The following is a 14,858-nucleotide window of genomic DNA, read 5'->3' as shown; positions in this document are numbered from 1 at the left end:
ATTTTTCGAATGTAGTTTGATTAATCAGATGGAAATGGCCAATGGGAGGGCTCAAGTGCCTCCCTCCATTTAACAGACTAATACATGATAGTAGAACTAGATAGGAGGAAATAATGGAAGTACTCGCTCTAAAATTAAAAAATGTACATGTTAGCTTTGGGGATAAAGAATTATTTGATATCAAAGATTTAACCGTCTATCAAAATGACAGAATTGGTATTGTAGGGAAAAATGGACAAGGAAAGACAACTCTTTTAAATATTATTTCTGGTTTGATTACCCCAGACAAAGGAGAAGTTGAACGATTTGTTGATTTCAATTATTTTAAACAAATCACAGAAGTGAAGGAAGATACAAATGCTGAATTTTTAGATTCCGAATTGCTTAGCCGCTTGAATGTACCCACTAACAGTGTGGAAACACTTAGTGGAGGTGAACAGTCAAAATTTCGATTCGTACAGTTGCTATCTACATATAAAATGGGCTTACTTTTAGACGAGCCGACTACTCATATCGATAAAAATGGCATCGACATTATGATAGAGGAATTAAAGTATTACTACGGTACCTTGCTATTTGTTAGCCACGATCGCTATTTTATCAATTCAATGGCTACGAAGATCTGGGAAATTGAGAACGGCAAAATCCGAGAATTTAATGGGAATTACGATCAATATATTGAACAAAAAGAACAAGAGAAAAGGGAGTTACAAAGAAAATATCAAAAAGTGACAAAAGAAAAGGAAAGATTATTAGAAGCAGCTGAAGTGAAAAGAAATCAGGCTAGTAAAATCTCTAAAGTGAGTGAAAAGAACAAGCAAAGGAATATAAAGCCCAATCGCTTGGCTGCTACAAAACAAAAAGACACCGTGCAAAAAAATATGTTGAAGACGGTTAAAACAATTGAAAAGAGAATCGATATGTTAGACGAAGTAAAGATTGAAAAGGAATCTAGGTCACTCTCCTTTCCTTTGGTGAAAGAACTTGAAATTCATAATCGTTTCCCCATCATGGGTCATGATATTACAATTAAAGCAGGAGATAAAATACTTCTTTCAGAGATAGACTTTCAGTTCCCCCTTGGAAAAAAGATTGCAATTGTAGGAGACAATGGCACAGGTAAATCAACTCTTTTAAACTATATATTAAATAATCGCGAGGGTATCACACTTTCTTCTAAAATTGTATGGAGCACCTATCAGCAAATGGATTATAGACTCATGGGTGAGATTAGTTTATTAGAATATTTGATGAAAATGAGTGACTACAATGAAAGTTTCATTCGGGCCATTCTTAGTAATTTAGGTTTTGAAGAAACAGAAATTAGAAAACCAATCTGTTTATTAAGTGGCGGAGAGGCCACTCGAATCTCGTTAGCGATTCTGTTTGCAAAGCCTTCGAATGTACTTATTTTAGATGAACCGACAAACTTCATAGACCTGGCTACAATTGAAGCATTAGAAACGTTTTTATCAGGCTATAGAGGTACAGTACTATTCACCTCCCACGACCAATATTTCGTAGATAAAGTGGCTGACCAAATCTGGGAAATCAAAGACAAATCCTTACACCTCATAAAAGAAAAATAGGTGGGACACAGGGACAGGATCCTTGTCCCACCTTATTATAAAACTATGCTTTTTCTAACTCCCTCTTGATCAATCCCTTTTCTAAAAATCGCTATTATGAACATAACGTCTAGTCAATACTAGGGCCATCCCACGCTTAGAAGAAATACATATTTGAATCTTCTAGTTCATTTTTGGATAAAAAACCTGTCCCCTCCCCTACTTGTCATAGTAGGCTTTTAGGTCTATAATCTTAGAGTATTTACATTTTCATACAGGAGGGAAATGTGTGGGGAGAGTTGGTAGAAAAAAGATGAGTTCAGCAAAAAAGTGGATGATTAGTTTAGCTAGTATTTTAGGCATTTTCATTATTGGTATTGGTGGATATGCCCTTTATTTATACAATTCTGTACAACAAACAGTTGATACGATGCATCAGCCAATCGATAGAGAAAAGTCTGAGAAACGAGCTGAGACAGTTGAGTTCAAAGAGAAGCACCCATTCTCTGTTTTAGTGATGGGAGTCGATCAAAGAGCTGGGGACCGTGGGAGATCTGATACGTTAATCGTTCTCACTGTGAATCCAAATGAAAAGTCAACTCAAATGGTGAGTATCCCACGCGATACTCGAACAGAAATTGTCGGTAAAGGTTTTGAAGATAAAATCAACCATGCTTATGCGTTCGGTGGCCCTGAAATGTCTATTGCTACAGTAGAAAATTTTCTTGATATACCAATTGATTATTTTATTCAGGTGAATATGGAAAGTTTTAAGGATATTGTCGATGCGGTTGGTGGTGTAACCGTAAATAATTCATTTTCATTTAAACAGGATGGATACTCATTTGATGAAGGAACGATTACACTGAACGGTGAAGAAGCACTTGCTTACTCACGTATGAGAAAGCAAGATCCTAGAGGTGACTTTGGTAGACAAGAACGTCAACGTCAAATCCTACAAGCTGTCATCAAACAAGGCGCATCATTTTCGACACTTACCAAAACGGGTGACATCCTTAACATCATGGGAGAAAACATCCAAACAAACTTAAGCTTTGATGAAATGTTTGATATCCAGAAAAATTACAAAGCCGCTTCCGCGAAGCTCGAACAAAGCCAGCTTGCTGGAAACGGAGCGAAAATCGATGGAATTTATTATTATATTGTTCCAGAAGAAGAACGCTCCGCAATATCTACAAAACTAAAACAACATTTAGAAATAAGCGAAAACGTAACAAAGCGATAAATCCAATTGGGTTTATCGCCTTTTTGTGTAAAAGATAAAACTTCAAAATCACATAAATGAGGTTTTCTCTGACCTGACACCATCGTCAAGCTGGGAAGGATTAGAGACTGTTCCCTTGGCCCTATTTCAAGAATTCTTCTACTTTGCGTGAAACTTCGAAGCGATCTGCACCTGACAGGTTGATAATTTTGTCTGCTTGTAGTCCAGTTGTCGGCCCACCGACTATATATAATTCTTTGGCAACTTTTCCTCCAGGATAGGCTGAGCGAAAATAAATTGGTGCTTTTAACCTTGCCGCGAGTAACTCTGCAGCGGATATATCTGGGTAACCCCCAATAAGAATCGCTTTTTCTAACATCTCGTCTTCCTCCTTTTGAAGTGGTTTGTATGGAACTCCTTCATCCTGGCAGATCGCTCTTACTACACATTCATACATTCCTTCGCGATACGTTTTATTTTTAATCTTTTCAGAATTTCCACCATCGACAAATTCATACTCAAGAATGGTGGTTCGGCAATTTCCTGTTTCACGGTGCATGTAGTAATAGTCCTGACCATTACTATTGGTTCGGGTAAAGATTCGCCGAACAGGAAAACCCGCTTTTTTGAATTCATTCATGAGTCTGTTCTCGAAAGTACCATCTGAATAAATGGAGTGAATAAATTCAGCACCTGTTCCCCCACCAGCATTAAAATGGTGTGAGATGCATTTGCGATAATTTCGGACTTTGGTTGTTCGTCGATTTGGTCCTACTGTCACGTCACCACTTCGGGTGAGATCCGATGCTATTCCGTGATCAGCTAGCCGCTTGTCTACATAAAGTGCTGCTTCCAGAGTATATTCCTTTTCCGTATTTCCATGGGATACTGCACCCGGATCGTCACCACCATGACCCGCATCTTGAATCCAGCTCATACATTTTTTCACTCCCTTTTCCATTAGTGTATGATTTCACGTATCCATCGGTTCGGGCATAATAATATTGGTAAATTCGTGTGAATACCGTAACATATACAGATACTATATACCTACTAAACTTGAAATATTTGGTGCAAAATACGACATTTTTCCCTACTAAGTGATACAATATAATCGGTAAAATTTTATCAAAATTAGGTGGGGTTATAATTGAAATTCAGAGGCATAACTATACTGGCAGTGACTCTTTTTTTCATCTTCATTTTTCAAAATCATGCACATGCTAAACAGATTACGAGAATTGAAGGAGAAACGAGGTATGAAACTGCTGTCGAAATTTCCAAACAGGCTTTTCCAAATGGGACGAGCACTGTAGTCTTGGTTACGGGTGAGGATTTTCCGGATGCCTTGGCAGGAGCCCCTTTAGCGTTTAAGCTGAATGCTCCCATTCTCTCGACTCGCAAAGACCGATTACCAGATGTCACAAAAAACGAGATTAGTAGATTAGGTGCAACAGATGTCATCATTTTAGGTGGAACTGGGGCCATCTCTACGAATGTTGAGAATGAATTAACAGCATTACATCTCTCTATTCGTAGAATTGCAGGAAAGAATAGATATGAAACAGCAGCGGAAATTGCAAAAAACATATGTTCTAGTAAGGCTATTGTGGCGAACGGCCAAAACTTCCCTGACGCACTAACAGTTGCACCTTATGCGGCGAAGCAGCAAATTCCAATTCTCCTAACGCGTGAACGTGTTTTACCACCCGAAACAAAGTTACAGCTTAGAAATGAAACCATTGTTGTTGGTGGGCAACAAGCAGTTCATGATAGTATTGCTAAGACTTTTCCAAAATTGACAAGACTAAGTGGCGCAACAAGATATGAGACGAACCTCAAAATCGTAGACTTTTTTGATAAGAATGTGGAACAAGCCTTTTTCACAACCGGTACAAATTTCGCTGATGCACTTACAGGTTCAATTTTGGCAGCTAAAAATGATGAACCTATCTTCCTATCAAAACCTGATTCTATACCTATTAAAACGCAAATTTTCATTAAGCAATTGAATACAAATTCCTTTCATATAATCGGTGGTACTGGAGCAATCTCGAAAAATGCTGCCCAGAGTCTAACAAGGTTAGAAGACTTGCACGTGTTTACACCTATAAGTAACTCACAATTTATGGACAGTAATCATTCAAACTTCATTGCTGGGATGCTTCAAAAAGGACAAATCTACCTTGCAAGTAAAAGAGATCAAAATACATATCATTTTAACTACGGAAATTCAATAGGCACAATCGATATTTCCAAAACCCAAAACAGTTTCACAGTGAATGAAATCATCAACTCAGATTTAGCGATTCAATCGAATTCCAATAAAACAATACTTGTGAATAGAAACGTACGGGTTATAGATGAAGCAAATCAAGTCATTGCTACTATCTATGCTGGGCAACGACTTCCAATTGTTTCTGAAAATAGGAGATCTTTTATTGTGAATATTGCTGGTAGAAAAGGATATCTAGCGAAAAACAATGTAGAAGTAGATAATGGCATTCCCATTCTTATGTACCATCATATTTTACAAGATAAAGAAAACAAAAAATATCGAAACACTACAACCACCATTGCGGATACAGAGTTCAATGAGCAAATGGCATTCTTACACAGAAATGGTTATACCACCATTACATTAGAAGACTTAGAGTTGTTTTTACTAAAGAAAAAGAACCTACCTTCAAAGGCTGTGGTGATTACCTTCGATGATGGACTAAAATCTGTTTACAGATATGCATATCCAACATTGAAAAAATACAATATGTCTGCAACATTGTTTATGATCACTGGAAGAATGCCAGATTCTCCTACACCATTTAACCCTGATGGGTTACAATACTTATCCTGGCAGGAACTGAATAACATGAATGATGTATTTCAATACCATAGTCACACGCATGCCATGCATGAAAAACATAATGGGCAAGGACTCTTACTCGTCAAAAGTAAAACAGCCGTCAAAAATGATTTACTCACAAGCCAAAAGATATTAAAAGATTCTCCTTATTTTTCATATCCCTTTGGCCATTACAACCAAGGAACCATTGCATTATTGAAGGAAACTGGATACCGGATGGCGGTTACGATCAAAAAAGGGAAAATAAAAATTGGCGATGATCCATATCAACTTAAACGTTTCGGCATTCAGCCCAAAATATCCATTAATACTTTTCAAAAAATCGTCCAAAACTAAGAGGGACAAGGGTCAAACCCCTTGTCCCTCTCGGTAATTGCCTCAGAGTTCGTGTTAATACACCTATCTACTCCTCTTTGGTTTATGACAAAGAAATGATTGTCATATACCGTAAAAAAATGTTCACATTTACCTATTAATATTGAACTACTATAGACCGATAATAATGGTGTATTCGTTTGATAATAGCAAAACCATTGAAAAGTGGAGTACGCAAAGCTAGAGGGGCTAAGGTCCATGGACTATGCCAGCCAGCTGCCGAAAACGAGGAGGAAATGAACAGATGAGTGCATGGGTTACACCGGAAGAAATGGAAAGAAGAAAAAGGAGAAATAAAACCCTCTTATATATTTCTTTACCAATTCTCGCAATTGTTGTAAGTGCAGCTATGACGTTACTCGCAAATAGGATTTAAAATGGAGGTTCAATAAGATCATATCTTATTGAACCTCTTCCTATATATGTAACAATTAAATTAGTAATAACTAACCTACACATACACGAACCGACATAATTCGCACAAAGACTTCGTATATATTTATAATAGGTATAATAATATTAAACGATCCCTTCTCACTTCATAAAAATGTTGGAGGTTTACATATGACACAAGAGCATGAGTTTATTATGAAAACATACTATCAAACATTTATTCCTGAAAATGATCAGAGGCACCCAGTTGAGATTCTTGGCGAAGCTTTTATGGCGGAACAGGAAAAGGAACTATACGACCTGTCTTACATTCGTTTTGCCCAAGGCGAACTTTACTTCCATTATAAAGATTATGAGGCTGCGATTTATAAATGGGAAAGTATCACAAATGAATTAGAGCCATGGGCAAAGAAAAATATTGCCGATGCCTATTATGAACTTGGTTTACTTTCAGATGCGGAAAATGTATATGGCTCGATTATTTCGAAAAATGAAATCCTTACGAGTGAAGTATCGTTAAGTCTTTTTACCGTCTATCTTGAAGGTAATAAGTTGGATGCGGCATATCGTGTATTGCAGGAAGCCATTGAGGCAAATCCAGATTACCCGAATCTAACATCGATCGCCAAACATTTTTACGAAGAGCAAGAGGATTGGAAACATGCAATTGAGCTTGCTATTCAAGAGGCGGAGCGTACACAAGAACTAATATGGTTTGACGCTCTAACTGATTACTGTGAAGCTGGACATTGCCAACCATTTTCACCTGATACGTTCGTTTCAGTGTTGCGAACGCTCTATGAAATGGATGAGTCTAGATTTAAACAACTACTAATGGCGATTTGGAAAAGCTACCAACATACAAGCCAATATTTGAATTGGTTACACGCGGTCATTCAAATCATGAAAGATTTAGAGATTAATCCTTATGATTCGTGGTATATGATTACAGAATTATTTGAGGAAGCTTATCTCGAATTAACAACGGGGGATTATTTATTACGTGATATTGGTCAATTGATGCCAAAACTACTCATCACTTGGATGAACACAACGACAGCAGCAAATGGAATAACTGCATCTGCAGCAATCCTAGCGTGGGATGATATTTTTCCATCAGCGATTAAAGCGATTATTGTAAAAGAGGCTGAAATTGTCCTTGAGAATGCCCATCAAAGGGCGATTTCATTGGATGAATGTCACCACTTCATGGAAACCATCATTGACTGGGCTCGAAAAAATAATATTGAAACAAGTAACCGATTGGTATGGGGCTTCGGACAACTATTTGATAAAGAGACGACAAACTTACTTGTGCTTGGAAAGGGCAAAGGTTCGTTCATTAACGCAACTCTAGATGAAGAAATCTTAACTCCATCACTTTTCCATTTTACGAGTATTCAATATGGAGAAAAACAAGAACTGATTGAAGTAGCTGATACTGGTCACTATCGACTTGCGCAACTTTCGGAAAGCTCAGACGATCCAGATTCAATTGTCGAAATCACGCTACCATCTTCACGTCTCCGCTCTTATGGGCTCCGATTCAATACAACGGGGCTGAACGAGTACTTTATGGAGAAGCGAAAAACATTTGGCTTCTTACCAGTGGTGGACGGTGTTCTCTTTGTAAGTGATGCAGACCAATTATCAGAGGTTGATCTTGACTATCTTGCGCAAATCAAGCATAGCGCAAAGGATACACCCGTTCATTTTGTTCTGCGCAATACGTTTGAAGCTGAAAAAATCAAGGATTACTTCCCAGACGCGGTCATTCATTCGATTAAAAACATGAACGTCCTAAGTGAGATTAAAGCGAACTTTGAGACGAAAAACCGAGTTGGGAAAATTCTATTCTTACTCCGAAAAACCATTACCAGTCTGTTAAAAAAACGGGCTGATGCGGAGAATAAACTCATAGAGTTGATTGACCATAACGAAGAATATAATACTAGATTAACTGGATTTTTAAATAGTTTACGAGATAAAGAAACGGGCCAAAGTAGGGAAATCATCGATTCATTCTCATCCGCAATCGATGAAATGAAGCTTGATCTTTATCAGAAGATACCGAAAATCCTTGCTGGCTGCTCCGAGTATATTAAGGATGACAGCAATCTCAACCAACTGCACATTGAATTAAATGAAAAAATGAATGAAGAGATTCAGAATTTATTTGAGCAAGAGATTGTCCCGAATCTTACAGAGAAACTTCAGGATTGGCTAGAGAGCTCGAATACGAAACTTGTGGAAACTCAAGATTACTTAGATGACATGACACAGTCGCTATCTGAGGGATATCCTGAAAAAGAACTTAAGTTACAATGTGATTTTAAAGTCGTTGAAGATTGGAATCGAGACATTAGTCGCATGACCTACCAACTTACAGTTGAGAAGGAAAACATTATGCTTCGCCATAACCCCGCACAAGTATTGTTGAAGGGTGCAGGAAAAGTGTTAGGTTTACTTCCACAAAAACAGCAAGTATACATGCTCAACCAGTATAAAAAGTATGTAGAAAATTCGACTTATACAGAGGTTGTCGAATCGATACAGAAGAAGTTTTGGCAGCAATTTGACTTTTTCAAGCGATCATTACCACAGGATATCGGCTTATTCTACAAAGAACCATTAGATGAGCTCGAACGTTCAATTGATAACACGAAAAAGGGAATCGAACAAGACAAAGAAACGCTGGCAAAAATGAAAGAAAATCCAGAAGTCTACTATGACCCATTGAAGATATTTGAAACAAGACTCGTGCAATACGAAAAAATGAACAAAAAACAAACAGTGGAAAAAGCAGAATCATGGAATTGATGGACCGAAAAGGACATGGGTAGACCCCATGTCCTTTTCTATTAGAATCCTACTGATTTTTGATCAGACACTTGAGTGCTGCTGTCGCCTTTCATAAGAAGCTTAATGAGTGGTGGCGTGACAAGTGTTGTCGCGATAACCACGATGATCGCTGCACTGAATAAATCACTTGTAATAATCCCTCTCTCAACACCAATCATTGCAATAATTAATCCAACTTCTCCACGCGCGACCATTCCTGCCCCTATTCCTAAAGAGCTGGATGTACTAAACTTAGCAGCTTTGGCCCCAATTGCACCACCAACAACTTTACCTACAATCGCAACAAGTGCTAATAGAATACTAAACCAGAGAATTTCTGGGTTGATTTCTCTAAAGTTTGCTACTAAACCGATGTTTACAAAGAAGAGTGGAACAAAGAATGGGTAACTGAACGTTTCAACTTTTTCCATCATTTCTTCATTTTGTGGCGTTAGGCTTAGCATTAATCCACAGACATAAGAACCAACGATTCCCGCAACTCCGAAGATTTCTCCCATATAAGCAAATAGAAGTGCAACAATCACACCAAACGCTAAAACAGTTTGTGAAACCTGAAAGCGTTGAAAAAGTTTTAACAGCTTCGGTAATACAAAGTAACCAATTGCAATGGCTAATACAAAGAATACCGCGATTTTTACAAGCAAGATTAGAATAGCACCAATGCCACCCGCTCCTGCTGCACTACCAGCGGATAATCCTAGTACAGCTGAAAGGATGATAATACCTAATACATCATCAAGCACGGCAGCACCTAAAATGGTAACTCCTTCTCTTGATTTTAATTTTCCTAATTCACGTAAGGTCTGAACGGAAATACTTACACTGGTCGCTACCAATAAGACTCCGAGATAGATAGATACTGTTGTATCAAATCCAAATAACATCGATAAGCCCATTCCACCTAAAAATGGTAGAACCACTCCCCCGATGGCAACAGACGTAGATGCAAACGCATTCTTTTTAAATTCCTTCAGGTCTGTCTCAAGTCCTGCTAGGAACATTAATAGAATAACCCCTACCTCTGCTAATTCACCAATTAGCTCATTCGGATGGATAATACCTAATAAAGAAGGACCTAGAATAATACCTACTAATAATTTTCCGAATACGGAGGGGTGTCCAATTTTTGTACTTAGATGACCCATCAATTTCACGGCAAAAATGATAAGAGCTAATTCAAATAAAAAATAAAAACCACTAGCTTCCTGAATGGAAGACACAATTGAATCCCACATAAAAATTCGTTAAGGAAAAAAACCTTAACATCCTCCTTTCATATATTAATACATTACTAACATATCATAATTTTTAATATATTTGTTATATATTTTGGACTAGAGGATAACTTCGTCGATCCTTTAATTTTTCCTTCTGACTAGGTCATCAGCCCTACTAACAAGAAAGCCCAAGTTACAGTTTACATCAAACCACATCTTAGGCTCTCTTATGAGACATTTTTTTCAGGCGATCTCAGATCTATAAGGCAGAAAAGAAGTAGTGGTCTCATCTTTTGTTTATTTCAAGAAGTCTTCTACAGCTTTTGCTACTTCAAATCGGTCTTTACCTGATAAATTTATGATTTTGTCTGCTTGTAATCCTTCAGTCGATCCACCTACGACATATAATTCTTTTGTTACTTTTCCACCTGGATATGCTGCGCGGGTATAAATTGGTGCTTTTAACCGAGTTGCTAAAGACTCGGCTGCTGGAAAATCTGGGTAGCCACCAATAAGAATTGCTTTTTCTAAAATATTCTCCTCTTTTTTATGTCCATCGTCTTTCGGAGTTGTTTTACCTTCATCCACGTTTTTGCCGAGAAATTCCTTCTCAACATCGTTAATAAATTGAGACCAGGAAATTCCATATTTTTTAAGTGCGTTAACGGGGTCACTTCGTCTTTGTGGATCTAGCGTTTGGTGTGCGACAATATGTTTTCGAGGTTGTAGATTAAACGTTTTACAAAGATAAGCGTGATACCACACATACCGTTTATAAGCCTCGTTAAAGTTGATCTTCCCGCCATGACAGAGTTCTACTCCGATTGCAGCATCATTTGCATCGGCTCCAAATAGCTGATTATCTTTTGGTTTACCATACTGAACATGCCAGGCTTTTTCATTTAATGGAATAATCTCAAGAATATATTTATCATCAATGAAAGTGTGGGCGGATGCAGAAGGTTGTTGATTGTTAAAATAGGTACGGTTGTTATAAGCCGTTGAACCTGGGTTTCCCGTGTCATGGCTTACAATAAAACGTACTTTACTAATCCGTTGACCACTTCTAGAGTTTCCTTTTTTAATGTAATCCCTTGTAATCTTGTACATGCACTTCCTCTCCTTTCCACATATTTTATGAGAAGCATTTCATTTCGGTACTATCTCATTTCTTTTTTAGACATAGAAACAGGTCCTTCGTCTAATCAGTTGTTCCCGATGCACACACAAAAAGACCAGGGGCAATCCCCCTAGTCTTAGTTTCCGTTCTTCTTATCAATCGCTTCCCTAATTTTCTTGTTACCTTCGTCGACGTATTCTTGCCATTCACGGTTACCATTGTCGACGGCCTCTTGCCAAAGTCGATTACCGTTATCGACTGCGTATTGCCATTTCTTGTTTCCGTAATCGACAATATCTGAGAACATTTTACGAGTAGGATGATCGTAGTCATCAAAGCGATCTTTTAGATAGCGCTGTGCGATCTTCATACGGTCTTTTTCACGACGACTCTTAATCTTCATACTGTCTTTTGTTTCGCGGGCTAGAATCTTTTTCTCATCTTTCATTTCGCGTGCCTGAATCTTCCCAGCATCCTTCCACTCGCGCCATCTTTTTTGAATCTCCTCATATTGAGCTCTCATGTATTTTTTCAGGTCTTGTTCGGAATTGACGTATGTGAATTCACCATTCCCAGCGGTTGCAACTTCTTTCAGAAGCTTTTGTCCTTCATTGTCCACATCGAATCCAATGATATTCACAACGGTCTCGATATCAGATGAGACCAGGTTTTTCGCTTCTTGCACAGGGTCACCGTCACACGTTTCAATCCCATCACTCACCACATACACTACCACATCATCTGTACCTTCAGGAATATCCCCTTTTACCATTTGCAGTCCTAGGGCAATTGGCGTCCATCCCACAGGCTTCACTTGTGCTAATGCGTTGTTGAACTCTAAAGCTTCAAAGCTATTATTATATAGAACTTCTGTGCTTTCGCAGGACAGAGCTTTATCTGACTCTTTATTTGAACCATCCTGTCCATACACACGTAGCGAGAGCGTTGCATTCTCAGGAATTTGTTCTGCAAATTCTAAGACTGCCTCTTTTGCTGCTTCCATTCTTGTTTTTCCGCCAACCTTTGCGGCCATACTACCGCTAGCGTCTACTAAGATCGCATAGTGGGCTGTTTTTAATGTAGGAGTATCCACCGATTCATCTGGACGTTCAATATCGACCTCAATTGTCGAATCAAACGTCAGAAGTGTTTCCATTTCCTTATGATAATCCTCTGTGAACATATACTTTAATTCTTCAATATACTGTTCCTTTGTAAGGTCAGCTGGCAATTTGTCGAGTGCCTCCTCCACCTTAGCTGGGTCATAATTGTCACCACTAAAAATCCCAGGGTGACGCAGCATCTCTTGTTCAAGGTCCGTTAGCTCTCGATCAATTCCTTCAAGCTCATAGTAGGTTGCTTCTCGTGACGTATAGGTTTCTGTTGTTTCCTCTACTTCCACCTGTTCTGTACCTTTAGACTTCGGCTCCTCCGACTCCACTTGTGCCGACTGGCTCTCATCCTTTGAACATGCTGACAACACAAAAGCAAACAAAACGAGGCTCATGATTAATTTTTTCAATGTATTCTCCCCTCCATGATTATGAGGACTGGCACCACAACTGATTTCCATCTGGGACAAAGAACCAATTCCTCTGTCCCACCTCATATTTGCACCATTTACATAGTACTACAATACTCACCTATAATTTACTAAATTAGTAAAAATAGGTAATTAGCATTATCTACCAAAACCAGCAAATGGGATTTATGAACCAACTGTCACGAAGAGATTCCGACAACATGATACGGATCTTTTTTTGGATACAATACGAATTTTTTAACCCCGAAATGACTATGCCTCTTTTTCCTTCATGCTATCTATAACAATGGTAAAAGGGGGTTCAGTTATGTTGAGAGTAAAACTACACTCAGAACTAGTTATTAAGGAGTATTCACAGTTTTACGACTACGAGGAATTTAAGGTCAACATGGAAATTTGGCTGATTGATTACCAGAAAAGATTCACAAAAGGAGAAGTAATTGGGTTGAATCAATTATTGAAATTAGCTTCAAGTGTCCCAGGGGTTTGTCATGAAGCAATGAGGAAGATTGTATGTTGCCCATTCTCAGGCTGGAACGGACATACGATTTCCCGCTCGACATTTAAGCGAATGGTGTGGAAGTGTATCAAAATTGGGATGTTAAACATCTATGAAACGGAATATACCAGTGGAGCTCAAGGCGGCAACCTATATGTATTTAATCGTTATCCTGCATGGAATGAAGGGATTCAAACGAAAAATTGGGACAATGAACACTACAATCTGTCCCATTCCAAAACAGTATAATTGCATATTTTAATAGAAAAGGAGTGATGTGTAGTGAGTTGGATTCAGGATGCTGGGCATGGCGGGAGTGATCCAGGTGCTGTAGCGAAGGGAAATACAGAAAAGGTGTACACATTAGAAGCTGCTCTTTATGTGGACAAACGGTTAGGTGAATTAGGAATCCCAAGTGACGTAACTCGGTCAAGTGATGTGACATTAAACCCTGATGTTAGAACCTCGAAGGTAAAAAAGTATAAAAAGTGTATCTCCCACCATTTTAATGCTGGCGGAGGGAGTGGGGTTGAAGCGATCCATTCGATATATTCAAACGGTTCATTTGAGAAATTGCTTATTGAGGAATTTACAAAGGCTGGATATCCCGTTCGACCAAGACCTGTTTACACTCGCAAAAATTCTTCTGGTAGGGATTATTATTATATGCATAGCCGAACTGGAAGCTGTCGAACAACGATACTCGAGTATGAATTTGTTGATGGTCCGCAATCCGAAAGAATTAAAGACCGATCCTATCGCGAAGGAATGTATGAATGCGTGGTACGGGCTATCTGTCGGGAGGAAGGGGTTAGTTATAATGGTCCTGGTCAAGGTATACAACCTACACCATCTCCAACTCCCCAACCTGATCCAAAACCCGTAACTACAGCAGCTAAAGAAAACCTAGCAGTTGACGGCTATCTTGGACCAAAAACCATTAGTGCTCTGCAACGATATTTTGGTACGCCAGTAGATGGTTACCTTAGCAAACCCTCTCTAGTCATAAAAGCATTACAAAAGTGGTTAGGTGTCAAACAAGATGGATACCTTGGTCCAATTACAATTTCTGCCCTCCAAAGGAGATTAGGCACACCAGTGGACGGGGTCATCAGTAAACCTTCGCTCGTGGTAAAGGAATTGCAAAGAAGGTTGAATAAAGGGGATTTGGGGTAGTTTGGGACACGAGGAAA

The 14,858-nt window shown here is 38.6% G+C and carries 10 protein-coding genes, 1 pseudogene and 1 riboswitch; of the genes and pseudogenes, 7 read left to right on the top strand and 4 right to left on the bottom strand.

Annotated features, from left to right (window positions below):
* The first annotated feature begins 113 nt into the window (after window positions 1–113).
* Together abc-f and tagU are read left to right on the top strand one after the other, a co-directional pair.
* The gene (gene abc-f, locus ACWPVE_RS11265; RefSeq protein WP_453993357.1) at window positions 114–1,589 is read left to right on the top strand and encodes a ribosomal protection-like ABC-F family protein; all 1,476 of its coding nucleotides are present in this window, start codon (window positions 114–116) and stop codon (window positions 1,587–1,589) included.
* Window positions 1,590–1,881: 292 nt separating this feature from the next.
* The gene (tagU, locus tag ACWPVE_RS11260; RefSeq protein ID WP_453997480.1) at window positions 1,882–2,814 is read left to right on the top strand and encodes a polyisoprenyl-teichoic acid--peptidoglycan teichoic acid transferase TagU; all 933 of its coding nucleotides are present in this window, start codon (window positions 1,882–1,884) and stop codon (window positions 2,812–2,814) included.
* Window positions 2,815–2,935: 121 nt separating this feature from the next.
* Here tagU and ACWPVE_RS11255 read toward each other — a convergent pair whose 3' ends face one another.
* Entirely contained in the window at window positions 2,936–3,730 is a 795-nt protein-coding gene (locus ACWPVE_RS11255) for an N-acetylmuramoyl-L-alanine amidase (RefSeq protein ID WP_453993355.1), read from the bottom strand.
* Window positions 3,731–3,943: 213 nt separating this feature from the next.
* On the opposite strand from ACWPVE_RS11255, the gene ACWPVE_RS11250 reads away from it, so the two are divergent.
* From ACWPVE_RS11250 to ACWPVE_RS11240, 3 genes are all read left to right on the top strand, one after another.
* A complete protein-coding gene (locus ACWPVE_RS11250) occupies window positions 3,944–5,992 on the top strand; it encodes a cell wall-binding repeat-containing protein (RefSeq protein ID WP_453993353.1) in 2,049 nt (682 codons plus the stop codon).
* A 177-nt stretch (window positions 5,993–6,169) separates the two neighbouring features.
* Window positions 6,170–6,255, top strand: a riboswitch (cyclic di-GMP riboswitch).
* Between the two features lie 20 nt (window positions 6,256–6,275).
* The gene (locus tag ACWPVE_RS11245) at window positions 6,276–6,407 is read left to right on the top strand and encodes a hypothetical protein (RefSeq protein ID WP_453993351.1); all 132 of its coding nucleotides are present in this window, start codon (window positions 6,276–6,278) and stop codon (window positions 6,405–6,407) included.
* A gap of 188 nt (window positions 6,408–6,595) precedes the next feature.
* Window positions 6,596–9,244 (top strand): hypothetical protein, encoded by a 2,649-nt coding sequence (locus ACWPVE_RS11240; protein WP_453993350.1) that lies wholly within the window; start codon window positions 6,596–6,598, stop codon window positions 9,242–9,244.
* 41 nt (window positions 9,245–9,285) lie between these two features.
* Here the strand turns inward: ACWPVE_RS11240 and ACWPVE_RS11235 are convergent, their stop codons facing one another.
* From ACWPVE_RS11235 to ACWPVE_RS11225, 3 genes and pseudogenes are all read right to left on the bottom strand, one after another.
* A complete protein-coding gene (locus tag ACWPVE_RS11235; protein WP_453993349.1) occupies window positions 9,286–10,506 on the bottom strand; it encodes a cation:proton antiporter in 1,221 nt (406 codons plus the stop codon).
* A gap of 594 nt (window positions 10,507–11,100) precedes the next feature.
* Window positions 11,101–11,613, bottom strand: a pseudogene (locus ACWPVE_RS11230) (peptidoglycan recognition protein family protein); the annotation flags it as partial.
* A gap of 146 nt (window positions 11,614–11,759) precedes the next feature.
* Entirely contained in the window at window positions 11,760–13,145 is a 1,386-nt protein-coding gene (locus tag ACWPVE_RS11225) for a VWA domain-containing protein (RefSeq protein ID WP_453993347.1), read from the bottom strand.
* 328 nt (window positions 13,146–13,473) lie between these two features.
* Here ACWPVE_RS11225 and ACWPVE_RS11220 point away from each other — a divergent pair, with 328 nt between their 5' ends.
* The gene (locus ACWPVE_RS11220) at window positions 13,474–13,914 is read left to right on the top strand and encodes a hypothetical protein (protein WP_453993345.1); all 441 of its coding nucleotides are present in this window, start codon (window positions 13,474–13,476) and stop codon (window positions 13,912–13,914) included.
* A gap of 33 nt (window positions 13,915–13,947) precedes the next feature.
* The gene (locus ACWPVE_RS11215; protein WP_453993343.1) at window positions 13,948–14,841 is read left to right on the top strand and encodes an N-acetylmuramoyl-L-alanine amidase; all 894 of its coding nucleotides are present in this window, start codon (window positions 13,948–13,950) and stop codon (window positions 14,839–14,841) included.
* Window positions 14,842–14,858: the final 17 nt, after the last annotated feature.

It is taken from the genome of Bacillus nitroreducens, assembly GCF_964021195.1.
This window is presented reverse-complemented; position numbering and strand designations above follow the sequence as displayed.